This window comes from Gallibacterium faecale (assembly GCF_027920745.1).
Lineage (GTDB): Bacteria > Pseudomonadota > Gammaproteobacteria > Enterobacterales > Pasteurellaceae > Gallibacterium > Gallibacterium faecale.
In genome coordinates, this window is sequence record NZ_JAQIBB010000038.1 from 20640 (window position 1) to 43771 (window position 23132).

At 39.3% G+C, this 23132-nt stretch carries 33 protein-coding genes, 2 tRNA genes and 1 pseudogene; 8 read left to right on the plus strand and 28 right to left on the minus strand.

The features are described 5' to 3' along the window. Positions 1–118: 118 nt before the first annotated feature. The 24 genes and pseudogenes from PF272_RS02770 to PF272_RS02885 all read right to left on the minus strand — a co-directional run bounded on the left by PF272_RS02770 (position 119) and on the right by PF272_RS02885 (position 12792). On the minus strand, positions 119–1432 hold the full coding sequence (locus PF272_RS02770; protein ID WP_271141538.1) for a terminase large subunit domain-containing protein: 1314 nt from the start codon (positions 1430–1432) through the stop codon (positions 119–121). Beyond that, a complete protein-coding gene (locus tag PF272_RS02775; RefSeq protein ID WP_271141539.1) occupies positions 1416–2000 on the minus strand; it encodes a DUF3486 family protein in 585 nt (194 codons plus the stop codon). Before PF272_RS02775 ends, PF272_RS02770 begins: the two co-directional genes overlap by 17 nt. 12 nt (positions 2001–2012) lie before the next feature. Next, on the minus strand, positions 2013–2315 hold the full coding sequence (locus tag PF272_RS02780) for a VpaChn25_0724 family phage protein (RefSeq protein WP_271141540.1): 303 nt from the start codon (positions 2313–2315) through the stop codon (positions 2013–2015). Further along, a complete protein-coding gene (locus PF272_RS02785) occupies positions 2308–2637 on the minus strand; it encodes a DUF2730 family protein (protein WP_271141541.1) in 330 nt (109 codons plus the stop codon). Before PF272_RS02785 ends, PF272_RS02780 begins: the two co-directional genes overlap by 8 nt. Before the next feature lie 113 nt (positions 2638–2750). Further along, a complete protein-coding gene (locus tag PF272_RS02790; protein WP_271141542.1) occupies positions 2751–3017 on the minus strand; it encodes a DUF2681 domain-containing protein in 267 nt (88 codons plus the stop codon). Continuing rightward, positions 3014–3235: a DUF2644 domain-containing protein gene (locus tag PF272_RS02795; RefSeq protein WP_271141543.1), complete on the minus strand. Its 222-nt coding sequence runs from the start codon at positions 3233–3235 to the stop codon at positions 3014–3016. The genes PF272_RS02790 and PF272_RS02795 overlap by 4 nt, the downstream gene beginning before the upstream one ends. After that, the gene (locus tag PF272_RS02800; RefSeq protein WP_271141544.1) at positions 3226–3387 is read right to left on the minus strand and encodes a hypothetical protein; all 162 of its coding nucleotides are present in this window, start codon (positions 3385–3387) and stop codon (positions 3226–3228) included. The genes PF272_RS02795 and PF272_RS02800 overlap by 10 nt, the downstream gene beginning before the upstream one ends. Next, positions 3371–3520 carry a hypothetical protein gene (locus PF272_RS02805; protein ID WP_271141545.1) on the minus strand — a complete coding sequence of 50 codons (150 nt, stop codon included), beginning with the start codon at positions 3518–3520 and terminating at the stop codon, positions 3371–3373. Before PF272_RS02805 ends, PF272_RS02800 begins: the two co-directional genes overlap by 17 nt. Positions 3521–3531: 11 nt before the next feature. Then, complete coding sequence (locus PF272_RS02810) at positions 3532–4077, minus strand: N-acetylmuramoyl-L-alanine amidase (protein WP_271141546.1); 546 nt, start codon at positions 4075–4077, stop codon at positions 3532–3534. Positions 4078–4155: 78 nt separating this feature from the next. Then, positions 4156–4365 (minus strand): excalibur calcium-binding domain-containing protein, encoded by a 210-nt coding sequence (locus PF272_RS02815; protein WP_271141547.1) that lies wholly within the window; start codon positions 4363–4365, stop codon positions 4156–4158. Between the two features lie 4 nt (positions 4366–4369). Next, positions 4370–4903, minus strand: a complete 534-nt coding sequence (locus tag PF272_RS02820) for a hypothetical protein (RefSeq protein ID WP_271141548.1) — start codon at positions 4901–4903, stop codon at positions 4370–4372. Between the two features lie 107 nt (positions 4904–5010). Next, positions 5011–5238, minus strand: a complete 228-nt coding sequence (locus tag PF272_RS02825) for a hypothetical protein (RefSeq protein WP_271141549.1) — start codon at positions 5236–5238, stop codon at positions 5011–5013. 11 nt (positions 5239–5249) lie between these two features. Then, positions 5250–5867, minus strand: coding sequence for an antA/AntB antirepressor family protein (locus tag PF272_RS02830; RefSeq protein WP_271141550.1), 618 nt, complete (start codon positions 5865–5867; stop codon positions 5250–5252). Between the two features lie 303 nt (positions 5868–6170). Further along, complete coding sequence (locus tag PF272_RS02835) at positions 6171–6536, minus strand: Mor transcription activator family protein (protein WP_271141551.1); 366 nt, start codon at positions 6534–6536, stop codon at positions 6171–6173. Next, positions 6526–7077, minus strand: a complete 552-nt coding sequence (locus PF272_RS02840; protein ID WP_271141552.1) for a hypothetical protein — start codon at positions 7075–7077, stop codon at positions 6526–6528. Before PF272_RS02840 ends, PF272_RS02835 begins: the two co-directional genes overlap by 11 nt. After that, on the minus strand, positions 7074–7544 hold the full coding sequence (locus tag PF272_RS02845; protein ID WP_271141553.1) for a gp16 family protein: 471 nt from the start codon (positions 7542–7544) through the stop codon (positions 7074–7076). Before PF272_RS02845 ends, PF272_RS02840 begins: the two co-directional genes overlap by 4 nt. Before the next feature lie 71 nt (positions 7545–7615). Further along, positions 7616–8527, minus strand: coding sequence for a recombination-associated protein RdgC (rdgC, locus tag PF272_RS02850; protein ID WP_271141554.1), 912 nt, complete (start codon positions 8525–8527; stop codon positions 7616–7618). A gap of 11 nt (positions 8528–8538) precedes the next feature. Next, entirely contained in the window at positions 8539–8724 is a 186-nt protein-coding gene (locus PF272_RS02855) for a hypothetical protein (protein ID WP_271141555.1), read from the minus strand. Next, the gene (locus PF272_RS02860) at positions 8721–8915 is read right to left on the minus strand and encodes an ANR family transcriptional regulator (RefSeq protein WP_271141556.1); all 195 of its coding nucleotides are present in this window, start codon (positions 8913–8915) and stop codon (positions 8721–8723) included. Before PF272_RS02860 ends, PF272_RS02855 begins: the two co-directional genes overlap by 4 nt. Positions 8916–8917: 2 nt before the next feature. Next, positions 8918–9427 carry a host-nuclease inhibitor Gam family protein gene (locus PF272_RS02865; RefSeq protein ID WP_271141557.1) on the minus strand — a complete coding sequence of 170 codons (510 nt, stop codon included), beginning with the start codon at positions 9425–9427 and terminating at the stop codon, positions 8918–8920. Positions 9428–9429: 2 nt separating this feature from the next. Further along, entirely contained in the window at positions 9430–9663 is a 234-nt protein-coding gene (locus PF272_RS02870; protein ID WP_271141558.1) for a hypothetical protein, read from the minus strand. After that, a pseudogene (locus tag PF272_RS12950) lies at positions 9660–10579 on the minus strand (AAA family ATPase). Before PF272_RS12950 ends, PF272_RS02870 begins: the two are co-directional and overlap by 4 nt. Positions 10580–10582: 3 nt before the next feature. Then, complete coding sequence (locus tag PF272_RS02880) at positions 10583–12574, minus strand: transposase domain-containing protein (protein ID WP_271141559.1); 1992 nt, start codon at positions 12572–12574, stop codon at positions 10583–10585. Next, positions 12559–12792: a helix-turn-helix domain-containing protein gene (locus PF272_RS02885; protein ID WP_271141560.1), complete on the minus strand. Its 234-nt coding sequence runs from the start codon at positions 12790–12792 to the stop codon at positions 12559–12561. Before PF272_RS02885 ends, PF272_RS02880 begins: the two co-directional genes overlap by 16 nt. A gap of 239 nt (positions 12793–13031) precedes the next feature. Between PF272_RS02885 and PF272_RS02890 the strand changes: the two genes are divergently transcribed. Continuing rightward, positions 13032–13556 carry a DNA-binding protein gene (locus PF272_RS02890; protein WP_271141561.1) on the plus strand — a complete coding sequence of 175 codons (525 nt, stop codon included), beginning with the start codon at positions 13032–13034 and terminating at the stop codon, positions 13554–13556. A gap of 132 nt (positions 13557–13688) precedes the next feature. Here the strand turns inward: PF272_RS02890 and PF272_RS02895 are convergent, their stop codons facing one another. Continuing rightward, positions 13689–14207, minus strand: coding sequence for a hypothetical protein (locus PF272_RS02895; RefSeq protein WP_271141562.1), 519 nt, complete (start codon positions 14205–14207; stop codon positions 13689–13691). 56 nt (positions 14208–14263) lie between these two features. Further along, entirely contained in the window at positions 14264–14416 is a 153-nt protein-coding gene (locus tag PF272_RS02900) for a hypothetical protein (protein WP_271141563.1), read from the minus strand. A gap of 189 nt (positions 14417–14605) precedes the next feature. On the opposite strand from PF272_RS02900, the gene mpl reads away from it, so the two are divergent. After that, on the plus strand, positions 14606–15994 hold the full coding sequence (mpl, locus tag PF272_RS02905; protein ID WP_271141564.1) for a UDP-N-acetylmuramate:L-alanyl-gamma-D-glutamyl-meso-diaminopimelate ligase: 1389 nt from the start codon (positions 14606–14608) through the stop codon (positions 15992–15994). Between the two features lie 431 nt (positions 15995–16425). On the opposite strand, the gene PF272_RS02910 is transcribed toward mpl, so the two are convergent. Continuing rightward, complete coding sequence (locus PF272_RS02910; RefSeq protein ID WP_271141565.1) at positions 16426–18360, minus strand: PhoX family protein; 1935 nt, start codon at positions 18358–18360, stop codon at positions 16426–16428. Between the two features lie 317 nt (positions 18361–18677). Then, positions 18678–19535, minus strand: a complete 858-nt coding sequence (gene folD, locus PF272_RS02915) for a bifunctional methylenetetrahydrofolate dehydrogenase/methenyltetrahydrofolate cyclohydrolase FolD (protein WP_271141566.1) — start codon at positions 19533–19535, stop codon at positions 18678–18680. A gap of 160 nt (positions 19536–19695) precedes the next feature. Here folD and PF272_RS02920 point away from each other — a divergent pair. From PF272_RS02920 to PF272_RS02945, 6 genes are all read left to right on the plus strand, one after another. Continuing rightward, positions 19696–19772 (plus strand) — tRNA-Pro (locus PF272_RS02920). A 29-nt stretch (positions 19773–19801) separates the two neighbouring features. Beyond that, positions 19802–19878 (plus strand) — tRNA-Arg (locus tag PF272_RS02925). Between the two features lie 262 nt (positions 19879–20140). Next, a complete protein-coding gene (udk, locus tag PF272_RS02930; RefSeq protein WP_065234713.1) occupies positions 20141–20803 on the plus strand; it encodes a uridine kinase in 663 nt (220 codons plus the stop codon). A gap of 15 nt (positions 20804–20818) precedes the next feature. Further along, positions 20819–21406 carry a dCTP deaminase gene (dcd, locus tag PF272_RS02935; protein ID WP_065234714.1) on the plus strand — a complete coding sequence of 196 codons (588 nt, stop codon included), beginning with the start codon at positions 20819–20821 and terminating at the stop codon, positions 21404–21406. Continuing rightward, positions 21403–22665, plus strand: coding sequence for a hypothetical protein (locus tag PF272_RS02940; protein WP_271141567.1), 1263 nt, complete (start codon positions 21403–21405; stop codon positions 22663–22665). The genes dcd and PF272_RS02940 overlap by 4 nt, the downstream gene beginning before the upstream one ends. A 15-nt stretch (positions 22666–22680) precedes the next feature. Then, on the plus strand, positions 22681–23132 hold a 452-nt coding region (locus tag PF272_RS02945; protein ID WP_271141568.1), incomplete at its 3' end, for a hypothetical protein.

A 23132-nucleotide genomic window follows, 5' to 3' on the forward strand; every position in this document is an offset into this window, starting at 1 on the left:
TGTTACTCCTAGCACGCAGTTAAAAATGCAAATAAAAATAACCAACCCCATCCATCTAAGCCAAGCCATAGCAATGCACAGCCACCTATTACACATAATGATGCAAATACATAATGCATTATTCATACCCCTTCGTTAGTTGAACACTTTGTCGCGGTTTACGACTTGACGCCATTACCGGCGTTAGCACCGCCTCTTTCGCCGCAAGCAACGCTAAAAAACACGCCCAGGTCCGGTCAGCGTGTCCAGAGTTATCATTTTCCGCTACAAAGCGTGGTTGCCCCGTTGCCCCGGTCACTTTTTTGAGCTTATGTAAATCTTCGCGCAGCAAGGTATCACCTTGCGGTATCCGTATCCTTCTGTCTTCAAACGCATTTTTGCCCACGGTTGCCAGGTTAAGTTTAGTGGCAACGTTAAATAGCACCCCTTGTACCCGTTGCTTACCATGCTCATATTGTGCGTCCTCAACCATTTTTTCACCCATCCCTGTTTGGTCGAGATTACAAGCAATCACGTTGTATTGACGCATTACGCGATCAAGTTCAGCGAGTTGCTCGCGCAACGCGACGCGTTTGAGGGTGATAATCTCACGCGTCCAATAGACATCGCCCACCAACTCAATCACCCAAATCACCGTCAAGTCACCGCGCACCGCAATATCCATCCCAACAAAACACGGGTTGCCGGTGTAATGCTCTGGCTTGCCAGCGAGCGGGTGTTCGACGCCATCAATTAAATTGTAGCTTAGCCAGCTACTTGCCTCATCGAGCCATTTGAGTTCAAACTCTTGCGCCCACGCGTCCTCGTCGTTTAAGCCTTTGCGCAGCTGTTCAATATCACGCGGCAGCCCATCAGCGACCGCTTGATAAATATCGACCGTATGTCGCGACCATTCGGTATTGTCAAGGTCAGTCATCAACTCATAAAATTTATTGCCTTTGCCGTTGGGCGTGGAAACCACTCGCAATTTCCAACCGGCGGAAATCACCGGGAACAAGGCTTTCCAAATTTCACGGCTGTCTTGGTGGAAAGCAAACTCATCTAAAAACACATTGGCACTAAAACCACGTGCGGTGTCCGGATTGGCGGGTAGCGCGGTGATTTTGGAGCCGTGCGGAAAAATCACCTCTAAGGCGTTAATGGTGGGGTCAAACGGCACTTCGGCGATTTTGCAGGTGACGCCCACCGCCTCAAGGTGGCGTTTAACGCCCTCATTGATTGCCTCTTTGGCTTGGCGCTCCCCTCGCGATAAAATCACCCAACGGGTTTTCTCGCCACGTGCTTCGGCAGCCAAACAATCCAACACGATTTCAAGGGTAGTGGTAAAGGTTTTGCCGGTCTGACGGGCAAACATTGCTACTTTAAAACGGCTGTTATCCTGTAGCCAACGCTGTTGATAGCCATACAATAGAGTGTTAGTCGCCAATGCCATAAACCGCTCTCATCATTTTTTCCACGTCGGCGATTGCCATTCCGGATTGTTTACCGGCTTCTTCAACCGCTTTGGCGGCTTGTTCCAGTACTTCTTTGCGGATTTTGCGTTCACGTTCGTAGTTGGTGCTTTGAGCCTGTTCAATCCGCTGGGAAATTAAGGCAAGCTGGTTTAAAAATTTCGGATCTTTAATCCCTGTTTCATCGACGTTTAAGGTCAGTTCAAACGCCATTGTTTTTACCGCTTCCATCAGCAACTTTCCAATATCGGTTTGTGGTGTTTCGCCTAGTTGCTTTGCCCACACTTCAGCAATTTCTCTCGATTGACGGATTTTTGCTCCAAATTTTTCCATTCGAGAGGCATAACGGTTTAAACCGGTGCGACTTAATTGCATCGACTCCGGCAATCCACAATCAGCAATGAGGTCATTAATTTCTTGTAGGATTTCTTGCTGTGAAAACTGTTTATCACGCAACATCATTGCCAGTTGGGTTTTGATATTAGGCGGTAGTAAATCGACTTTTGAGGCACGTCCCCGCGTAGCTTTTTTGACACTAAGCTGTTCCATATCGCCACCTTTCTAACGAAAACCGTCAATAAACGGATTTTTCTTCACGCCTTCAACCGTCGCTTGATTTTGACTGACATCAAAACCTCGTGCGGTTAATTTGGCAATTCGCAGATGCCCAAAATCACTCACGGTCACTAAGCCTTGCTCTGCCAGCCAATTTAGTTGAGTACGAACCACATCTCGACTAATACGATGCCCATAGAGTTGTAAGCAATCTTGCAACACCTCATCATTGGCACTGTTGTTGTTTTCTGCTAAAAAATGCAATAACAGCATTCGTTGGTCTTGTGCAAAAATATTGTACTTATCCATTTCTTACTTCCTTTTCAATTAGCAGTTGTACTTGATGACTTAACCCCTCGACTTTCGTTGCTATTTTGTCGCTTTTACCATCCAGTTTTGCCATTAAGATTTTAATTTCTGCCAAATCTGAAGTAGTCGGCAAGTCTTGTACTTTCGTTTCAAGCGCATCTAAGCGATGTTCATTTGTACTGACCGTTTGACGCAAACTGTGCATTTCTTCGCGTTTGATATACTTGCTATCCATTGTCAGTCGCACAATAAATCCAACAAAACCTGCCACCGACAAAATAATCCCCCAGTGCTTTTGTACCACATCAAGGATTTCGGTCATTCGTTGCCTCCTTGCAAATTGCACGATAAGTTTGGTTATGCACTAAGATTTGGCGCAAGGTTTCTGTTGTGTCATTGCGACTTGCTTTAATCAGACTAAAGCCGGCACAACTGCTATTCATCACGTAAGTCGCCGGCTTGCTGCAAGCGGTTAATGACATCATCACGACTAACGCCACGATTGTTTTCTTCATTTTTAGCTTTCTCCTGATAATTTTTCACTTGTGTATCAGCCACTGCTTTTTGTTGTTGTAGCTGTTGTGCAATCTGTTGATAGTGAGCGATAGTCTTTTTCGCTTGCGCAACTTTGATACTAAAGCAAGCAATTAATCCAATAATGACTATAGCAATACCAGCAATGACATATACGGTTAAACTCATCCCTTATCCCCTTTATTAAGCGCATTGGCAAAACCTTTGGTCGCTGCGCCACCTGCACAAAAAACAGCAAAGGCCATAAAGAGCTCCGGCGTGTAACTACGGTCGAGATAGACGCAATATGTTAAAATTCCCGCCATCAAGACTGCACCAAAGAATTGAATAAACGCAGTTGTACTAAGACGACCGTTGTCGTTAGTGATTAATTCACTTAATTGCATATCAATCTCCTAAAAATAATTTGTGCTTTTGTTAGCCCGTCATTATGCGCTTGACTTTGTATAGCTAATTTACTTTGTTGACCGATAAACCTTGGTCCATGCACTTTAATTCGTTTTAATTTTGACTTTAATTTTTTAGCTTGCTTGTTCATCTTTACTCCGTTTATCACGCCATAACACATAGCGGTATTTAATTTGGTCGCCAAAACACGCGCCGATTGCCTCACCAACTTTAAAACAGCAACCGATAATTAGAGTGGTAACAATAATGGTTATTGCGCTCATTTTTTTGCTCCTCAATCATTAAACAAATGGTCGGTGTTAATCACCTCACCGCTGTCGAGCCACGCCCAGACGTCAAAGCATGGACAATCTTTGAGCCATTCGTTCGGGGTAATTGTGCCGTCGCCATTCAAATCGGGCGATAAATCGCGGTGTCCACAGATTTTGGCGCTTGGATGTTGACTTTCTAATTCGCACAATAAGCGATGCAATGCTTGCCACTGCTTGGCGGTGTAACGACCAAAATTTTTGCCGTCAATGCTGATACCGCCCACTAGACAGATACCAATGCTGTTTTGGTTATGTCCTTTGACGTGAGCACCGGTTTCGCCAACTTTGCGACCCGTTTCGACCATGCCGTCAGTGTCGATAACATAGTGGTAACCAATGTGTTGTAGATATGGATTAAAGGTGCGATACGCCCACGATTGACGCTGAAATCCGCGTTGTTGATGCCAGTGGTCGATGACTTGGGCTGCGGTTTCGGTTTTATTTCTGAGCTGCTTGCCGTTTTGGGTAGCGGAGCAGTGGATGACAATTTTTAGGATAGGTAATGACATAAAAAACTCCCTTTAAACTTGGTTTAAAGGGAGTTTAAAACTTAGTGGTGATTTTTGATTTTAAAGTGCTTTAAAGACTTATCGACGACAAATACTTTCGCACGGAATCCCGTCTTTATCTCGGTCAAGACGAGATAATCCGCATTGCTCTAGATGGTATTTGGCTTCTTCGCAACTTCTCATTTCTTTGCAGTAGCGCTTCCCATCATCGCAACTGTATTCTTGCTTAGTAGCATAAGCAAAACCGCTAACACAAATTAATATAAAGATAGTAATATTTTTTATCATGCTATTATTCCTCAATTTCAGCAAATGACATAATGCCCGTATATTGACTTATTGAGATACCGTATTGTTTACCATTAAGAATAAATGATTTTTGAATATCTTTTTTTGACTTTCCCCACTCCGTTATCGCTTCAGTAGTAAGCGTAATAAATTTTTTACCAACAGTCTTCATTGAGTTTTTTCCATCAAAAGCGGATAAAAGTGCAGAATTACTAAAAAACATAATTAAATTTTGATCTCCGCCATCTGCAATAGGGACTACATTAGTTATTAAACTCTTTACTTTAAGTGTCTTTTTGTCAACGGTAATCACCACTGAAAAATTATCTGAAAATTGATAACTAGCAACATCATTCACTTCACCCGTCTGAATCTTAAGCGACTCGCTCATTCTAAACGGCGATTCCATACTAGCAAGATTTGCATTCACTCGTTTCGCAAATTGCGACACTGTTAAGCCGATATCCTGAGCAAAAGAGGTGGTTGGTAAAACAAAAAACAGGCATAAAATAGCGGTATATTTTTTTATTGAGTTCATTTGATTTTTCTTTATGTTTGATAAACTTATTTTAGTATAAGACAAATACAAATAAAAAATCCCACCTTAATTAAGATGGGATTTAGTAAATGTGCAATAGATCACATTTATTCGTTATTCTCTCGTTCTCGCTGTTCTGTCATGGTTAAAATTATTTGTAGACTTTCTTTTTGTTGACGGCTCGCATCCGCTAATACTGCTAGCAAGTCCGACATACCTATTAAATCAGGCGTTGCACTATTTTCAGCAAGTTCAGTGATATAACTTAAAAAATGCAATGCCCCTATCATTCGTTCATTATTTCTTAACAGATCTTCAAATTCAATTCTTAACATAATCTCGCTCCTTATTTTTTCAATACAACACCAACAGCACTTTCTGAGCGATTAATTTGACGAGCAATCGCTGCTTTTGTCATTCCTTGGGCGTATAAGCGCTTAATTTCGCTTTTTTCTGCCTCATCAAGGCGTTGCCCTTTGCGAGGGTGGAGCGGTTTGCCGTGGTTGCTTTTCAGCAAGCTGTTTTCACTTTCCAGTAAGGCGATATAGCGGTCTTTGTCAATGGCGATTTGATTTTGTGGTAAGGGGGACATTTGTCCTTGATGGAGGAAGGTAGGAATAACTAATTGTTGTTGAGCCAGCTGGCGTGCGGCTTTTTCCATTTGGATAAAATATCGGCGAGCTTGTTGCCCTAATTCTGAACGCTCAAGCATACAAAGCTCTTTCGCCATATCAAGGGTGATGTGATAGTCTTTGCTAGGTCTTCCAAAGAACCCCTCACTTTTCCCCAAAACTGGGGAAAAGTCTTCATTTAGGATAAAACCATAATCTGAAATGCGATCTTTAATCCAAGTTGAAAAATCTCTTTTCACTTTCAAAAGCGAATGAAGATCACGAGCATTGATAAGTTGAACGGTTTGATTTTGAAGTGAACCTGTAAAGGTTTTGATATTGAAGTGTGTCATTTTCATTTCCTCTGAATAGAGACCCTATTTTGAGTAGGGCGACCGACAGCTCAAAACTGTGAAAATGAACAGCGGAGTTATTCCCTTGCGGTATTATATTCCTCGCACTGTCGGTCATTGTTTAAAAAGTTTTTATTTTTTCACCGCATTTAGGTATTCTGACACTCGGGGCGTTCTGATACTCAAATTACGGATAAAAAAATAGCACCTTGGTTCGCTTGTGCTAAGCGCATTTTCGGCTTTTTGAGAGCCTGTCCGCAAAATTAACGTTTTTTTGTGTTTGCGTCAAGCGCTAAAAAGCCATTACTTGTTTTCACCAAACATATCAAACTGTCTTTTCGCTACTTCTTCCTTTTGCACTCTTTTAACAATTTGATACACCCATTGCATGGATACTCCATACTTGCGTGAGAGTTCACGGTGATTACTACCATTAAACTCTTGCCAAATCGCTAAATCACGTTCACTTAATGCAATCAATAACGCTTTTGGAATGTAGATCACTTCGCCGCCCCAGTTTTCCGCAATGCACTGAGCTAGCTCAATACCGATTTGCTTGGCTTTTTCGTCCGCAAATTGATGTTTTTTCACTAATAGCTCACGCGTATGTTCCGCTAAATCAAGGAGGATTTCTGGGGCTTTATCTTCAAAGGTTGTTTTATTTTCCATTTAATGCCTCCTGTTTTTTCTTCCACTCAACCCACAATTCATAACCGGGCATTCCCCAGATTTCTTTACCGTATTTTCTTAGTTGCTCAAGCCCCAAAATCGTGTTCATTTTTTCTTGCTGTTCTGCTTGTGTATTAGTTTGCGCTTGTTCCGCGTCATTTACCTGCTGTACTTGTGTACTCATAAACTTAGGTGCGTTGGTTTCATACACTTGTTTTAGGTAATTATGGTTTGCAAGCGGTGCGGTATTTTGAGCGTTACGGCGTTTATTTTGTACAGATTGCACAGTTTCGCTTAACGCATGAGCGAGCAAAAGTGACTGCGGATAAAGCGCAAACACTTCTTTAATTAACTTCACTGCACGACTGTTTGATAATGCAGATTTTTCAGGTCGAAATAAGCTGATATAAGCAACTAATGGACGTGCCACTTCTGCGTTACACTTTGCAATTAACGCAAGCAATTCACGTCCTGCATCGTCTTCAAGCAGCTGATCTAAATGGATATCGCTGTGGCAAATTGGGCAACGAGCAAGTTTCATAATTTCACCTCGTTTTGCGTACGTTTCTGCCATTTTTTCAGACGTTCTAAGACGATTGTACCAAGTTTATAGTCAAGGCTTTGCACGTTTAACACAATCGGCTGATTTTGTTGCTGTAAAATAGGATTAACAACGTTACGCACAAAGCTGTTTAATGCATCTTCCGAACCATCTCTAACAACGCCAGTCTTGTGCATTTCAATCCAGAGAGCGCGGATCTTTAACGCAATATCGTGTTTGACTTTTGCAACTGATGACACAGGTGAATACTTACGCTTCACCATGCGTTTAAAGCCAGACCTTTCAAAATGATCAAAGACTTTCATTAATTCAACGATAGTCATTTCTTTACAGCTGTTTTTACCAGTTTCATTACGCAAAATTAGGCGGTAAGTCTCTTCATCAATACGTAATTTATGCTTGGCGATATGTATTAACTTGATTAATTGCGGTTTTGTGTAACGCATATTTTTTATTTCCTCGTAAAACCCATTATTAACGCCTTTCGAATTTAATTTAAAAGGCGTTTAAATAAGCTTTATACAAAATCTTCTAACTTGGTATCTTGGGTAAACTCAAGGACGGTGTTAGCAATAATGCGGTTTAAAATGTGATATTGCTGCATAATATAATCTTGTAATATCATCGCTTTACCAGCATGATCGCCGCGAAGCTGTCGCACCGTTTCCGCATAGTCAGCAAATTTCATACTTCTAATTTTTAAATTTTCATCGAGTTTAAAACGTAAAATGCTACCGTATTCGTCTTCGTAGCGCATTGCTAGCGATTGCACACTAAAGCCGTCATTCATAGCTTGTCTAGCGTTATTAAGCCCCTCGTCTGTATCAAGATGACGACACGTGCGATAGATAGTTTCATCATCTGTTGCTCGACGTAGCGTAGCTTCGTAATCGAATCCTAATGAGTTGAATAATGGGGTATGGTTGTCAAGGTATTGTTTAAATTTGGTATCAATACCAAGTTTTTCAGTTGAAACCACAACAGACTTCACGCCAACTAAGCCAAACAATTCAACTAGCAAACTTAACGCCAAGTTACTGCGTTTTGACTTGTTGTTAATGACTAATATTTGCGTGGCTGGGTTATAAAAAACATTATAAAGTTCACTAGACGGCGGTAATGCTTGATACAATTCAACTCTCGCTAAATGCTCAGCATCTCTTTTCTTCATATCTTTAAATTCAATCATTTTACAAGCAATGAGTTGCTTAGTAATTTGTTTGAATTCGGCGCGAATAGAAAAATAGATACCGCCCTCTTCTAACTGCATTATCTTTTTACCTGTGATGAGATTTTTCACAATCTCAAACTTACCCTCTGTGTGCTCTGGCAATACTGCGTTTTCGAGTTTCTCAATAATATTCTCCGTTGGAAAGGTAATGCTATAGACCGCACATTGTGTCATCTTGATATAATCTTCGTAGTTCATTGTTTTTTCTCCTAGGCTAAATGTACAAATTTAAAATTTACTTCTGCTTCAATCAGCATCTCTCTCACCTTGCGTAACAAATAAACCGCTTCATCAAACTCATTATCGGCGACGTGATCATTGATAAGCTCCATCAAATTTCGTACATCATTTAAGCCTTCAAATCCTTTCTCTTTACGTTGTTGATTAATTTTCATTTTTCACCCCCAAATGGTCTAATATGCATTCTGTCGCAAATTTGACTTCTTGATATCGCCCATTTTTGATTCGCTTCTTTTCTTGCCTTTCCCGCTGCTAAGCGCCAGTACAGAGCTGCATCTTGATATTCTGCTTTTTGTTCTAACAGCACTGCTTGTTCAGCGTGGTTGTAATAGTCTTCATTTCTCATCACTACACTCCCTGCTCAAACGGTGTAATCACAAAATCTTCTACACCTTTTTTGATGGTGATCCCTGTTACAGTGGCTGCAATGTCTGGCTCTGCTAACATTGCTTCTTTATTCGGCTCATCTTTGCTGCGGATAAAGCGACTTAAACCTAATTGACGTAACCGTTCTAATACATCTTCCGCTTTGCGGATCAACACGCTCGGCGGACGTTGTCGCCACTGCACTTCGCCAGTATTGAAACTGCCTGTTTTTGTTTTGCCGTTATTAGTGAGTTCAGCTCGATTCGCTTCACACCAAACCTCAATCGCTTTTTGCAATGGCTTAATTCGCTCTTGTAATTCAGCAATCTGCGGTGCGTATTTTTCAGTAATCGCCGCAAGTTCGTCGTTTTGGTGTGTCGCAATACGTTGTAATTCACGCTGCAAATCGCCAACTTCTTTAATTGCAACTTCAACTTCTTCGCGTGTTGTATAGCGCACTGTGTCGCTTTTTAGTCTTGTTTTTTGTGCCATAGTTATTCTCCTAGTTTATGGTCGTTAAAGTCTGTGTCTGGATAATGTTTCTTCAAATATTCGTAGATTTCTTGCTCGTGTTCTGGGCTTAGCGGCGTTTGAAATTCGCCATGTTCCAACTTCCACTCTCTATCCGCTTTTTGTTGCCAGCACAACTGATCACACTCTGTCTCTTTTGGCTCCTGTTGGCAGGCAGTAAGTAATACCGCAAGCCCGATCATCATTAATCTTTTCATTTCGCACCGCCTTGCAATTTCATTTTTGCTGAATAAATCCAGTCATAATTCAATGGTTGGTTTTCACTTTTCGCACTGATCCACGCCAAGCGTAAGATTTGAGTCAGAATACGTAACCCACCTCCTTGTTTGCAGATACTACTAAGGAGAGCAATCAACTTCTTGTTTTCGCTGTCTAATTGCCAAGCCTCTGCGATAGCAATAATGTCTTCCACTTGGCTTTCTTTTATGCGTTTGTGATCAGATATTCGCGACCAAAGACGAGCATATTCGTGTGTTTGATGCATGCCACCACGTAAACGGGTATATACTTTGTCATTGCCAATTAACACAAACCCAATTTGACATTGCTCTTGAATTAAGCGAATTTCTTCTAAGGTTTCATAAGGGAGATGATCTGCTTCATCAATAATAAATAACCCTTTGGTGTCGGTAAGTTTTTCACAATTAAACGAGATAAATTCCCTTTTCGTTTTGGTACATCATTTAAACCAAGCTCTAACGCCATTTCATACAGCGTTTCGCTTAAACTTGCCCGACTTGGATTGGCGGTAATCATCCAGACATTAGGATTTTGCTGTTTATAGGCTTTTGCAGCAGTGGTTTTCCCCACACCACTTGCCCCATAAACTGTCGCCATTGTGCTGAGTAAATGTGCGTAACGTAATGTTTCCATCACATCTTCAGCTGTCGCTGTTTTGATAAAATCAGGGGCAACCATAAATTTCGCTTGGCGTTCTTGGCGGTGCTCTAACCAGCTAAGTAATAATTGAGAAATTTTGTCGGTATTGCCTTGATATTTTTCATTTAAGTAACTTGATAGCGCGCCACTGGTTACACCAATTTCTTTAGCGAGTTTTGCTTGACTTATTTCTGCACTTTCAACAATTTGCTTAATTTGTTCAATGAGGGTCATGGGTTAATTCTCCTGTTCTCTTAATAATTGAGCATAAATATCTAGCCCTTTGTTTAAATCGGTTTTTTTTGTTGGTTTGGGTTGATAATGCTCATCATCAACTACTTTTAATGCGGCACTACCGTCAAACGCTGGCAACGGTTTAATTTGTCGTGGTTTAGCAAGATCTGCATCAGGGGTATCAATAAATTTTTTGCGATACTGTTCATATTCCGCAGCAGACGCTTTTTCTTGTGTATCAAGCAGTTTTTTCGCTAACTTACTTTCTTGCGTGTCAAATCTGCGTTGTTGTCTTGCGCCTTCCATACTGTCAAAGGCAACCGCCTCTTCACATTGAGCATCACACAGATACACGCCATTTAAATCATAAACATGGACCGTGCCGTGCAGGTTGTCAGGATCAAAGCGTACGACCACCTGTGAATACTCACCACCTTGTAAAGCAGGTGAGTAGTAGCGATTTTGTTGCCCGTTAATGCGATACCCCGCTTTCAATTTAAAGCAACCGTGTTTATCCACTTTGGTGCTTTCGCCCAACATCATTAGCTGTCTAAGTTGTTCTTCGCTTGGCTTAATCGCGTCGATTTTTGCGTAATCTCTTATCCAAAGCTCATCAGCGCTGTAAATCCCTTCCCCTAGTTCAGTTTGTCGACCTTTTTTACTGTTCCAAAGCCGTACACCCTCTTCAACTACTTGCAAAAATAAGGCTTTATTTACGCCTTTTTTGTATTGGTAATCTTCAGGGCGATTAACGACATCAAAGCCTGTAAAATAACCCTCCAATCTAGGATCTAAATCAATGTAGCTCGGCAATGCGTCGCGTCTAAAAGCACGTTCAATCGGTTTTGCTCGACCATTCCCTCTACCTTTAAACACTAAGGTGCGGATAACTTTAATACCGAGTCGCTCTAACAAACCTTCTACTAAGATCTCTTTGTTACGTTTACCCCGTTTTGTTTGAGTTGAGGTCTGTAAATCTGAGGCTGCACGAGTGTTATCCATTAAGATTGTTTTTGGTATGCCGTATTGCTTGATAAGGCGTAATGTCGCTTGGCGTATTTGATCACCGTTTTCGCTATCATCGACACACCACGCTAAAATGCGGCGAGTACGAACATCTTGCCAAAACCATGTTTTAGGTCTAATTGGTCGGCTGCCATCTTCATACCAATCCACAAATACGTTATGTTGATAACCATCGCCATTAACAATTTCTAAGGCATCAAGATGGGCAACTGTTCTTTTTTGCGGTTTAATAATTTCTCGTAATGTATGTTCACCGCCACGCGCTAAGGCTAATTCTGCAGCACTAATTTCTCGTTTCACTTTACGCTTTAAACCGCTTAAGCTCGGAATTGCCCAACCATTTTCTTCAGCAGCTAAACTGAGATGGTAGTAACAAGCGTTAAATTGAGGTTGGCTTTTACGTAGATAAAGTTTTAGGAAATATTTCCACGCTGTATCATCTATTTCGGCATAGCGATTCGTGCTGTCTCGCTCAATGCGATCTAATAAAAGCGGTAGCCAGTTGCTTTGTGGGTGATTTTTCACTTTGTACCACCAACGCTTTAAACTGCCTCGGCTAACAGTTTCACCTTCTTGCCCGTTAAAACTCTCAACAACCAGATCAATGGCTTCCATCAACTTGTAACGTAAATCTAAGAGCTTTTTCAGCTTTATTACCGCAGCAAAACGATGTTCTGCACGGCGTTCTTGTTCGTTGGTGGCAGAGGCAAGGACATTCCAGGCGCTTTCGGTCATTTGCTTTTCAGCCTGTTTTTCCACCGCACTTTGTTTTGACGGCTTGCTGTTTTTAAGCAAATATTCTGCTTGGACTTCTTGGGGGAGGGAGGTGAAGGCGTATTCAAATACGTTGCCTTTTGCTCCAGCTTTGCGACGGCGTTCCCAATTTTCAGCTTTAGCTTTTTTAGTTACACCTTGAACGGTAGTTGGAAGTCCGCTTATCCCTAAAATATTTTTTAATTCGACCCACATAAGCGGTTCTCCCGTTCCGCATAACGTTTTGCCCAAATTTCTTGAGGTGGCACCCCAATGGCTTCAGCGATAATGCGTTCACCTTTCGGATAGCTCATTCTTAACGCGTTTTTTAGCGTTGATGGCGATAATCCCGCCTTAACAGATAGCGATGCTAATGTGATATTTCGCTCGTGTAGCTCATACACAATTCGTTTTCTGCTCCAGTCTTTTTTCATAAAACATTCCTTGCATTTCCTTTAAACTCAATTTGGTTTAAACTTGGTGTAAATCTAAAGTGTTACACCCAAAGATTAAGTTAATCTTAACTTAATCTATTGGTTTAAGTCAAACGGTTTAAGTTAATTTTTAGAAGATTTTTCTAACTTTTAGTTAAGTAATTGAAAAAATTAAAGAATTTAAATCTTGATTTCTATCTTTTTAACTTAATCCAAAGTTTAAGTTAAGGTATTTTAAAATGATCCAAGAATGGTTTGAAATGAAAGAACTTGTAGGAGTTGGTGGATTACCTACAACTGTACAAGGTATAACCAAAAAAGCTAAGTTAGAAAATTGGCAAAGAAGACGGGTAGCTGGGGTTAAAGGAAATGTATTTGAATATTATGTTGGGGATATGCCTCCTGCCGTACAGCAGGCTTTGGGCTTTGCTCAGCCTTTAGAAAAAACGATGGATAAACCCGTGCCACTCAAATCGCATAGCTTGCCTGAGTTGCCAATAGAGCAAGCAATAAATGAAGCTGAACAAGCCTTACAAGCCTTACAGCGGGCTATAGAACGCCAAAAACCAAAGAATAACCCTATACTTGATGGACAGCCTTTAAAAGTAGAAGAAATGACAGTGATCCGCAATTATCGCAAAACGGACGACAGAGGAAGAGAGGCTATTTTAACGTTATCTTTTTCAATGCTAGGTTTTACAACAAATACTACCAGTGATAACGACAAGGATGAAGCAATCGCTAAGGCAGCGAATGGATCTTAACCAGCAAGCAAGTAATGACCCACATTTTAATTTGGTTTAAATGCTATTTTAACGGACATTAAAATTTCTCACTTTAGGTGATTTTTTTCGGGCATTTCAGCATTTTTTCTCATTTTATATGGTTTCTATATTTTACCTACAAAAAAGGCTTGATATTACGTCAAGCCTTGTCATTCCTAATTTCTTTACCCGCTTATTCCAATTTTTTCCAACCAATTCCCTATTTATTTTATTTCTCATTTTATGTGGTTCTTCACAATCATCAAATTGAATAAATTTGATGATGGGCTTAATCCGAATATTTTTAGTATTGTTAGTAAAAATATTTTTACTAAAGGTTATCATTTCTTCTTCGGGGAGAAGTGTTGATAAATAATAACGTTGTTGTGGTTTTAAAATATTAAATTGATTGAATTTTAGATTAATAAAACGATTATCAATAATACGATCATTAAATGTATAGACAGCGTACCAAGCCACTTGCTGAATAGATTTTTTTGATTGATTTTGGATTGAGTAAGTTGTAGCAAAAGAGATAGTTCCATCAGGTTCACGTTGCATATTTTGTGAGATAACTCTAATTTCAGCAGAAAATGGAATTTGGATATTTGGCTTGATTGATGAATGAGGAAATACATCAGCTAAAGTCATCTGACTGTAACCAAAAAAAGTGATAAAAATTCCTAGTATTAAAGTAATTATCCGCATTAGAATATTAACTGACTGACTGACTGACTGACTGACTGACTGACTGACTGACTGACTGACTGACTGACTGACTGACTGACTGACTGACTGACTGACTGACTGACTGACTGACTGACTGACTGACTGACTGACTGACTGACTATATTTTTCATTCATAAATCTAAACCTAATAACTAAATCATCATTAATTTATAAAAGAATTAAGTAATTATATTTGTGAATTTTATAAATGAGGTGATATCGAATTATTATAGTAAGAAAATTGGGTAAAAGAGAGTTGGTAATATAAATCATTGAAAAGAAAGATTAATATAAATAAATGTAAGTAAAGTGAGAAACTAATGAAGACAACAGAAAAACATATTCATATTTTGGGAATTTGCGGTACGTTCATGGGAGGGCTTGCGATTGTAGCTCGTGAATTAGGTTATAAAGTGACAGGATCAGATGTCAATGTATATCCACCAATGAGCGTATTTCTAGAAAAAAGTGGGATTGAAATTATTCCTAATTATGATGTTGCACAGTTACAACCTGCACCTGATTTAGTAATTATCGGTAATGCAATGAAACGAGGAAATCCTTGTGTTGAATATGTGTTAGATAACAACCTACCTTATATGTCAGGACCACAATGGTTACATGATCATTTATTACGCGATCGTTGGGTTTTAGCAGTATCGGGAACACATGGAAAAACAACGACCACAGGGATGTTAGCTTGGATTCTTGATCAAGCAGGGTTAGAACCAGGCTTCTTAATTGGTGGTATTTCAGGTAATTTCGGTATTTCTGCTCGATTAGGCAAATCGCCTTTTTTTGTGATTGAAGCAGATGAATATGATACTGCGTTTTTTGATAAACGTTCTAAATTCATTCATTACAATCCAAAAACATTAATTATCAATAATATTGGTTTTGATCATGCAGATATTTTCGATAATTTAACTGCGATTCAACGCCAATTCCATCATATGATTCGTACCATTCCATCTAAAGGACGCATTTTATCATTTGCTGATGAAACTAGTGTAAAAGAAACATTAGCAATGGGATGTTGGAGTGAGCAACAGTTTATTGGTAAAGATAAAGAGTGGTATGCACAACGTTTACGTAATGATTGTACTGAGTTTGAAGTGTTCCATAATCAGCAAAAAGTAGCTGAAGTAAAATGGAATATTGTTGGGCAACATAATATGTTTAATGCGTTGATGGCCATTGCTGCAGCGTATCATGCGGGGGTAAGAATTGACACCGCTTGTCAAGCATTAGCGACCTTTGTCAATGCAAGTCGTCGCTTAGAAGTAAAAGGCGAAGTAAACGGGATTACTGTTTATGATGACTTTGCTCATCACCCAGTTGAGATTGCAGCAACATTAGCTGCTTTACGTGATAAAGTGGGTGGCGGGGTGAGAATCTTAGCGGTGTTAGAACCACGTTCTAATACAATGAAAATGGGCGTACATACTAAGGAACTTGCGCCTGCACTAGTACGTGCAGATTATGTCTTTTTATTACAACCAGATAATTTGCCTTGGGAAGTGGTTGAAATTGCGAATCAATGTGTGCAACCAGCAACTTGGGCGGCAGATTTAGATTTATTAGTGACAAAAATTGTAGAAGAGGCGAAGCCAACCGATCATATTTTAGTGATGAGTAATGGTAGTTTTGGTGGTATTCATCAGAAATTATTAACTAAATTAAAAGAAAAAGCAGGTGCAAAAAATTAAGTAATTGCCATAAAAAAGGGAAGACCTTACTTAAGTTAAAATAGTAAGTCCATTTTATGACAAATTTTATTTAATATTTTTTAGATGTTTTGTTCTAGTTAGCATTTAGGTTTCGCCCCAATGGGCGACCTCCTTTTCTTTGATTTGTAAAGAAAAGGAGGCAAAAGAAAGCAAACCCTCGCACACTTGTTGTTCCTCATTCCAATAAGATTTTCCGGGCGGCAAAAAACAGAGATTTTTCTCACTACGTTCGAAAAATGCTCACTTTTTTTGCCTGAAAATCTTATTTGCATTCGGGCAAGTGTGAGAGGGAACCCATTAAACATTTTATTAAGATTTGTGACTAAATTTAGGTTTGTCAATAGTCTGAGACCTTACTTGAGTTAAAACAGTAAGGTCTTTTTGTTTATTGAGAGAGTCTAATAAAATGGCTATGAACCAATCATACCGCCATCATCTTTTTGAATCACCACAGTTCCTGAACGCGGGCGAGATTTTCCAGAAGCATCTGGCCAGGTTGAAATAGCAGTTACTTGTGTTGGATCTGTAACGCCTGAATCTGGTTCGCCAGGATGTTGAATATTAATAAACATAGTTTTGTTATCAGGGGTAAAAGCAATACCTGTGATTTCACAGCCATTTGGCCCAGTTAGGAAACGTTTAAAACGCCCTTCTTCTGGAATAACGGCAAGCATTTGGTTATTACCCATCCCCTCATACGCTTTTTTATTAATGGTACTAGAGGAAACATCAGTCTGTACCCATAATACGCCATTTGGTGCAAAGCGTAAGCCATCAGGACTACCGAACGCATCGCCTTTAATATTGCCTTGTCCTTTTTCATTATTACCGGCTAGTGCGAAAATATCCCAAGTAAATTTCTCCGCAGTACCTTTACCTTCAGCTTCTTGCCAGCGAATAATATGACCGAATTCATTTTTATCCCGTGGATTAGCCTTATCTGTTCCTGGTTTGCCTTCTTTGCCACGTTGTGAGTTATTGGTTAAGGTACAATAGACATTCCCTTTCACGTAAGGATCGGCAGCAATCCATTCAGGACGATCCATTTTTGTTGCGCCAAGTTTATCCGCAGCCATTCTTGTTTTTACAAGTAAATCACCTTGATTTTCAAAGCCATTTTCAACGGTTAAACCATTCTGACCAAAGACTAAAGGCAACCAATCACCAGAACCATCGTCATTAAAACGTGCGACATAAAGGGTACCTTCACTTAACAGACGCATATTGTGAGCACGATCATTTTCACGATATTTTTCTTTTGACACGAATTTATAGATATATTCAAATCGCTGATCGTCACCCATATACACCACAGCATGACCATCGTTACTAATATCTAACATCGCCCCTTCATGTTTAAAACGACCGAGTGCAGTATGTTTTACTGGCGTAGAAGAAGGATTAAATGGATCAATTTCTACAACCCAACCAAAGCGGTGTGGTTCATTAGGTGTTTTATCAGTATGAAAACGATCATCAAATTCATACCAACGATATTTATCCTCTTTCTCTTTTTGCATAATACCGTAACGCTTATCGAGAGCTGTGAAATTACCGCTGTCACGCACAAAAATATCGCTCCAGTTTTCTTCACAAGTGAGATAAGTTCCCCACGGAGTTTCACCATTAGCACAGTTTTGCATTGTCCCTAAAACCATTTCGCCTTTTGGATCGGCAGCTGTTTGCATTAATTTATTACCACGAGCTGGGCCAATGAGATGCATTGGCGTATGTGGCGTAATTCGGCGTGCATATTTTGATGGACGAACAACTTCCCACTCGCCATTATTTTTCTTCACCTCAATAATCGAAATACCCATCGCATTTTGCGATTTTTTAACTTTATCTGCATTCCAGGTTTTATCACCATCAGGGAATAATAGCCCATTATCAACATATTCATGATTCATCACTAATAAACCATGTTCATTGCCATTTTCGAGAGGAAAATAAGCCATACCATCATGATTCATACCTGCTTGTGCAGCTTGTTCTTCTGCAGTATTTGATGTGTCTGGTTTAAACGCAGGGCTATTGCCATCAATCCCTACCGGATCTCCCCACAAATAGAAAGGTGACGCGCGATAACCTTTTGGCACAACAACAGTATCCGTTGTAGAAAAAGGAACCGCTGTAAAATCTAAAGAGGTCATTCGACGAGGGAGAGCTGATGAAGCGGCAAATAGATTAGGTGAGATAAAGGCAGAAGGAAGTAGCGCGATTGCACTAGCGATGCCACCCATTTTTAATATCTTACGGCGCGATAAGTGAACATCTAATACTTCAGAAATTGAAGGATTATTCGAGGGATTCATATTAACATTTTCTTGTAATGAACGAGTCATTGCGATTCTCCTTGCATGATGAAAGTAATTTGCGCAATGAAGTATATTGGGGAAATATGACAAATTGATGACGAAGATTCACTTTATAAGGTATAGGGGAAAACTTTATCTTTTAGAAAGGATTTAGACTGTATTTAAATATTCAATTTAGTGACAAAGTTTAGGTCACTCTAGAAAGTGTTAAATAGTGATTAAGTTTTATGTCTAAGTATAGGCTATTGTTAATAATCTAAATTTCGCCCTTTAGCAAGGGCGAAACCTAAATGGAAGAATAGAATTAAACAATGTATTTGTTACCAAATACAAACAGTAATAGCTTACTCTAAACCCAAATGTTGGCGATAAGCAAGCAATGTATTTTCCATTAACATTGCTACGGTCATTGGTCCAACACCACCTGGAACAGGCGTAATATAGGCTGCACGTTGTTGCGCAGTTTCAAACACAATATCACCAACGACTTTGCCATCCACACGATTAATTCCCACATCAATCACAATCGCCCCTGGTTTTACCCATTCACCAGGAACAAGATGTGGCTTACCAACAGCAACGACTAAAATATCAGCTTGTCCAACCAATTCAGCTAAATTTTTTGTGAAACGGTGAGTAACGGTAACGGTACAGCCTGCTAATAACAATTCCATTGCCATTGGGCGGCCAACGATATTTGATGCACCAACAATAACAGCGTGTTGTCCGTGTAAGTCAATGCCTGTGGTGGCAAGTAATTTCATAATGCCATAAGGTGTACAAGCTCGCAGCGTTGGAATACGTTGACACAATCTACCAACATTGTATGGGTGGAAACCATCAACGTCTTTAGCGGGATCAATTCGTTCAATTACTTTCACACTACTGATATGTTTTGGTAGTGGTAATTGGACTAAAATGCCGTCAATACTATCATCTTGGTTTAGTTGATCAATTAAGTTGAGTAACTCTTGCTCAGAAATGGTATCAGGAAGATTAAATGATTTAGATTGGATACCGACTTCAAGACAACTTTTGCGTTTGTTTTCTACATAAATTTGTGAAGCAGGATTTTCACCAACTAAAATAACGGCTAGACCTGGTGAACGATGACCTTGCTGCACAATAGCTTGGATTTTTTGATTAAGTTCAGCCTTGATTGATTTAGCCAGAGCAGTACCAGAAATAGTTTGAGCTTGCATTGATTTCTCCGTAGGTGTGTTGCATTGATTATTCGGGGCTAGATTTTCTCAAAAAAAAGCCTGTTTGATAAGGGTATGGATTAATTTTAAGCGGTTATTTTTAAAATTAAAAAAAATGATTGACGGGGGAGAAATAAAAACTATAATGCACCTCACACGTCGGCGAGTAGCGCAGTTTGGTAGCGCAACTGGTTTGGGACCAGTGGGTCGTAGGTTCAAATCCTATCTCGCCGACCATTTTTTTATCTTCACTCAGCTATTCCTATGCGCCCTTAGCTCAGCTGGATAGAGCAACGGCCTTCTAAGCCGTAGGTCATTGGTTCGAATCCAATAGGGCGTGCCATTAATCCATTATATATCAATAATTTAAGTTACTAAGTTTTAGCAATTAAGGTTATTTTTTCATAGCCTATGCAAGATAAAATCAAGTCATTGATTATTCTTTACTGATCAGATAAAAACTTCCGATTCATTTCGTTCCTTTATTAGTAAAAATTGCAAAATAGTTGAAAGAAAAAGAAAATTTATCTTGTTTCTGCGGTTGTGGTGACTAGAGAGCTTCTTTATAATAAGCAGAATTTTATCTAGCTTATTGGCGAACTATTATGTCTGAAACTAACCATTCAACAGCACACGAACCTTCTATTATTATCGGTATTGCAGGCGCTTCAGCTTCTGGAAAAAGTCTAATTGCTTCTACAATTTATAAAGAGTTATGTGAAGAATTAGGGTGTGAAGAAATTGGTATTATTTCTGAAGATTCCTATTATAAAGATCAAAGCCACCTCGATTTTGAAACTCGCACTAAAACCAACTATGACCACCCAAACTCAATGGATCGTGAATTATTATTAGAACATTTACGTACCTTAAAAGCAGGGCAAGCGGTGGATATCCCAGAATATAGCTATGTAGAACATACTAGAACAGGGAATACTAAGCATTTTGAACCTAAAAAGGTGATTATTCTTGAAGGCATTCTCTTACTGACAGATGAGCGTATTCGTGATGAGATAAATGTATCTATTTTCGTTGATGCACCACTGGATATCTGTTTTATCCGCCGTTTAAAACGTGATATGGAAGAACGTGGTAGAACAATGGATTCTGTGGTGGAACAATATCGTAAAACAGTACGTCCAATGTTTTTCCAATTTATTGAACCGTCTAAACAGTATGCTGATATTATTGTGCCTCGTGGCGGTAAAAACAGAATTGCAATCAATATTCTGAAAGCACAAATTTTGCAACTGTTACGTAAAAAATAAAAGAAAGGTGAATTGATGAGATTATGTGATACCGATATAGAACGTTATTTAGATGAAGGGAAAATTGTGTTATCGCCTCGTCCAGATAATAGCAAAATTAATGGGGCAACAGTGGATGTACGATTAGGAAATTCATTCCGAGTTTTTCGTGATCACTCTGCGGCTTATATTGATCTTAGTGGACCAAAAGAAGCGGTTTCAGCTCAATTAGAACAAGTGATGAGCGAAGAGATTATTATTGAAGATGGCGAACCTTTTTTCTTACATCCAGGCGTTCTTGCATTGGCTAGCACATATGAATCAGTCAAATTACCGAGTAATATTATTGGTTGGCTAGATGGACGTTCTTCATTAGCAAGATTAGGGTTAATGGTTCATGTCACAGCACATCGCATTGATCCAGGTTGGGAAGGCAGAATCGTTTTAGAGTTCTATAATTCAGGAAAATTGCCGTTAGCGTTACGTCCTAAAATGGTGATTGGGGCATTAAGTTTTGAAGTATTAAGTGGCGAAGCCCAACGACCATATAATAGCCGTTCTGATGCAAAATATAAAAATCAACAAGGTGCTGTTGCTAGTAAGATTAATGAGGATGCAAAATGAACAAACGTTGGGTAATTGGCGGGAGTGTTGTTATCTTATCGGGGTTAGCGATCGCAGGGTATCAACTCTCTCAGCTTAGTAATACAATTACCCAGCAGTTAGCAACAGAATATGCAATCGAACTTCCTCCTCAAAATATCAAAATTTCCTATTTTCCATTTTCTCTCCATCTTAAAAATATTGTGTATCAACAAGATACTTGGCACATCTCTGCACGAGAACTTAACTTAAAATTAAGTTATTTAGGATGGTTATCAGGGAATCAATGGATTAAACAAATTCGCCTGATTGATGGGCAGCTAACCAATCAACAACAACTTTACTTAGATCAAGTAAATGCCATTATTGATTATCAGGATTCAGGTAAAGGGCAACAAGTACAGATACTAAAAGCAGAAAATCAACAAATTACAGATCTTCAGGGGCAATTTCAATTACACCGCACACCATCACAAATTGACCTACAACAATTAGCATTGCAATGGCAGTGGCGTAAACCGATCGCACAGATGACTGCAATGAAAGTGGCGGCTGATAAAATTAGTTGGCAACAGTCACCGCAATCGCAAATTAATGCTGAAAATCTCCAAATAAATCAAGCAATGTTTCCAGCGATAAAAGCGTTAATTCATAATGAACACACGGATTTGCAGATATTCACCCCAAATCAGGGCGAATTAGCACTAAGTAAACAAAATACGAATGAACAGCAAACGGTTTGGACGATCAGTGGCAGAAAAATTGCAGCAGAGCAGCTTTCTCAACTGTTAGGCTACCAACCTTTAGTTGTAGCTGATTTTGATTTACAAGGGCAAGTAACGCAAGCTGGTGGTGAATTGGCAGACGCTGAAGTAGCGTTTATGAGTGTCGGTGGCGGACAGATCAAAGGTTTTAACTTGCTTGGCTTAGTCGGTAATTCTTTACCTTTTGCGATTTCAGGTTTGGAACAATCACTACAAGATACAACGTTTGAACATATGGAAGGTCATTTAGTTGGCAATCATAAGCAGTGGCGATTACAGCAAGGAGAAATTGTCTTGCATGATCTCCGTTTAATTGGAGAAGGCAGCATTCATCCTGTAACTTCACAATGTGAATGGCAATTTGCGATTCAACCTACCAAAGAAAGATTTGAAGAATATCACCTTAACTTAGATTTAGAGGGAGATTGTTTTTCACCGACGTATCGTATTCGTTTAGATGATGCGATCAAAAATAAATTGAAATCGAAGTTGCAGGAATTATTAGACAAAATATAACCTGATAGGTGAAAAATGTGTCGTTGGCTAATAAAGAAAGTAAGTAAAAAATATAAAGATATTTATAATGTTTTTGCTTCTCGCTCTAAGTCTGAAAAACATTGTTGTGTTGCTAATCATATTTGCTGTGTTGTGTTTATAATATTATTACTGCTTATCAATTATGATAGGATTATTGCTGAAATAACGACACCAATTCGTTGTGCAATAGCAAGTGATACAGTAAAGGTACTTATGCCATTAGAAGAATGGCAAAAACAACGAGGAATTGAGAAGTTAAGACCAATTAAAGATGAGAAACAATATTATACTTTGTTTAAAGATGAATACCATCTAACCGAACTTGAAAAACAAATAGCTCCACAGGTTATGCAAATAAACAATCAGTTATATGAATTGGATCTAATAAATCCAGATACTAAAATTGCAAGATATAGCCGTGAGCGAAATTTTTTTAATATATTTTA

Bases quoted from the DNA above. Each gene is read 5' to 3' on its own strand.
- PF272_RS02855 (WP_271141555.1), bottom strand. From the start codon at position 8,724: ATGAAAATTAATCAACAACGTAAAGAGAAAGGATTTGAAGGCTTAAAT.
- PF272_RS02835 (WP_271141551.1), bottom strand. From the start codon at position 6,536: ATGGAAAATAAAACAACCTTTGAAGATAAAGCCCCAGAAATCCTCCTT.
- rdgC (WP_271141554.1), bottom strand. From the start codon at position 8,527: ATGAACTACGAAGATTATATCAAGATGACACAATGTGCGGTCTATAGC.
- PF272_RS02780 (WP_271141540.1), bottom strand. From the start codon at position 2,315: ATGGATAAGTACAATATTTTTGCACAAGACCAACGAATGCTGTTATTG.
- PF272_RS02880 (WP_271141559.1), bottom strand. From the start codon at position 12,574: ATGTGGGTCGAATTAAAAAATATTTTAGGGATAAGCGGACTTCCAACT.
- PF272_RS02890 (WP_271141561.1), top strand. From the start codon at position 13,032: ATGATCCAAGAATGGTTTGAAATGAAAGAACTTGTAGGAGTTGGTGGA.
- PF272_RS02775 (WP_271141539.1), bottom strand. From the start codon at position 2,000: ATGGAACAGCTTAGTGTCAAAAAAGCTACGCGGGGACGTGCCTCAAAA.
- PF272_RS02795 (WP_271141543.1), bottom strand. From the start codon at position 3,235: ATGCAATTAAGTGAATTAATCACTAACGACAACGGTCGTCTTAGTACA.
- PF272_RS02860 (WP_271141556.1), bottom strand. From the start codon at position 8,915: ATGAGAAATGAAGACTATTACAACCACGCTGAACAAGCAGTGCTGTTA.
- PF272_RS02870 (WP_271141558.1), bottom strand. From the start codon at position 9,663: ATGAAAAGATTAATGATGATCGGGCTTGCGGTATTACTTACTGCCTGC.
- PF272_RS02785 (WP_271141541.1), bottom strand. From the start codon at position 2,637: ATGACCGAAATCCTTGATGTGGTACAAAAGCACTGGGGGATTATTTTG.
- mpl (WP_271141564.1), top strand. From the start codon at position 14,606: ATGAAGACAACAGAAAAACATATTCATATTTTGGGAATTTGCGGTACG.
- PF272_RS02845 (WP_271141553.1), bottom strand. From the start codon at position 7,544: ATGCGTTACACAAAACCGCAATTAATCAAGTTAATACATATCGCCAAG.
- PF272_RS02825 (WP_271141549.1), bottom strand. From the start codon at position 5,238: ATGTTAAGAATTGAATTTGAAGATCTGTTAAGAAATAATGAACGAATG.
- PF272_RS02770 (WP_271141538.1), bottom strand. From the start codon at position 1,432: ATGGCATTGGCGACTAACACTCTATTGTATGGCTATCAACAGCGTTGG.
- folD (WP_271141566.1), bottom strand. From the start codon at position 19,535: ATGCAAGCTCAAACTATTTCTGGTACTGCTCTGGCTAAATCAATCAAG.
- PF272_RS02940 (WP_271141567.1), top strand. From the start codon at position 21,403: ATGAACAAACGTTGGGTAATTGGCGGGAGTGTTGTTATCTTATCGGGG.
- PF272_RS02865 (WP_271141557.1), bottom strand. From the start codon at position 9,427: ATGGCACAAAAAACAAGACTAAAAAGCGACACAGTGCGCTATACAACA.
- udk (WP_065234713.1), top strand. From the start codon at position 20,141: ATGTCTGAAACTAACCATTCAACAGCACACGAACCTTCTATTATTATC.
- PF272_RS02815 (WP_271141547.1), bottom strand. From the start codon at position 4,365: ATGATAAAAAATATTACTATCTTTATATTAATTTGTGTTAGCGGTTTT.
- PF272_RS02810 (WP_271141546.1), bottom strand. From the start codon at position 4,077: ATGTCATTACCTATCCTAAAAATTGTCATCCACTGCTCCGCTACCCAA.
- PF272_RS02830 (WP_271141550.1), bottom strand. From the start codon at position 5,867: ATGACACACTTCAATATCAAAACCTTTACAGGTTCACTTCAAAATCAA.
- PF272_RS02895 (WP_271141562.1), bottom strand. From the start codon at position 14,207: ATGACTTTAGCTGATGTATTTCCTCATTCATCAATCAAGCCAAATATC.
- dcd (WP_065234714.1), top strand. From the start codon at position 20,819: ATGAGATTATGTGATACCGATATAGAACGTTATTTAGATGAAGGGAAA.
- PF272_RS02840 (WP_271141552.1), bottom strand. From the start codon at position 7,077: ATGAAACTTGCTCGTTGCCCAATTTGCCACAGCGATATCCATTTAGAT.
- PF272_RS02805 (WP_271141545.1), bottom strand. From the start codon at position 3,520: ATGAGCGCAATAACCATTATTGTTACCACTCTAATTATCGGTTGCTGT.
- PF272_RS02800 (WP_271141544.1), bottom strand. From the start codon at position 3,387: ATGAACAAGCAAGCTAAAAAATTAAAGTCAAAATTAAAACGAATTAAA.
- PF272_RS02820 (WP_271141548.1), bottom strand. From the start codon at position 4,903: ATGAACTCAATAAAAAAATATACCGCTATTTTATGCCTGTTTTTTGTT.
- PF272_RS02790 (WP_271141542.1), bottom strand. From the start codon at position 3,017: ATGAGTTTAACCGTATATGTCATTGCTGGTATTGCTATAGTCATTATT.
- PF272_RS02885 (WP_271141560.1), bottom strand. From the start codon at position 12,792: ATGAAAAAAGACTGGAGCAGAAAACGAATTGTGTATGAGCTACACGAG.
- PF272_RS02910 (WP_271141565.1), bottom strand. From the start codon at position 18,360: ATGACTCGTTCATTACAAGAAAATGTTAATATGAATCCCTCGAATAAT.
- PF272_RS02900 (WP_271141563.1), bottom strand. From the start codon at position 14,416: ATGAAAAATATAGTCAGTCAGTCAGTCAGTCAGTCAGTCAGTCAGTCA.